This window comes from Microbacterium sp. OVT16B, assembly GCF_019969705.1.
Classification (GTDB): domain Bacteria; phylum Actinomycetota; class Actinomycetes; order Actinomycetales; family Microbacteriaceae; genus Microbacterium; species Microbacterium natoriense.
Genome location: NZ_JAHXZA010000015.1, coordinates 1 through 504 on the forward strand (window position 1 = coordinate 1; position 504 = coordinate 504).

The window sequence follows — 504 nt, forward strand, 5'->3', positions numbered from 1 at the left end:
GAGGAAGGGAAGGGAAGGGGGGAGAGAGGAAGAGAAGAAGGAGGAAAGGAGGGGAAGGAAAGAGAGGGAGAGGGAGAAAGGGGAAAAAAGAAAGAGAAGAGGAGAAGAGAGGAAAAGGGAGGAGAAGAAGAGGGAAAAAAAGAAGGAAAGGAAGGGGGAGAAGGGGGAGGAGGGAGGAGGGGAGGGGAGGGGAAAGGGAAAGGAGAGAAGAAGGGGAAAGAGAGGGAGAAAGGAAGGGGAAGGAGGAAAGGGAAGAGGAGAGAAAAGAGAGGGAAGGAGGGAAAGGAGAGGGGGAAAAAGGGAGAAAAAAAGGGGAGGAAGAAGAGGAAGAGGGAGGAGAGAAGAAAGAGAGGAAGGAGGAGGCAGGTGAAGAGGGAGAAGAGGGGGAAAGCAAAGAGGAGGGAGCTGGCGCGGAAGAGACTGCTCAAGGAGGGGAAGGAGAGGGATAGGAGGGAGAGGGAGCGGCATAAGGAGGGGAGGGAGGGATCAAGGGAGGGGGAGAAC

At 55.4% G+C, this 504-nt stretch carries 1 protein-coding gene; it reads left to right on the forward strand.

Annotation, left to right across the window (positions count from 1 at the left end; translation table 11 throughout):
• The coding region (locus LC438_RS19000; protein WP_223587508.1) for a hypothetical protein at positions 1-504 on the forward strand (504 nt) is incomplete at both ends.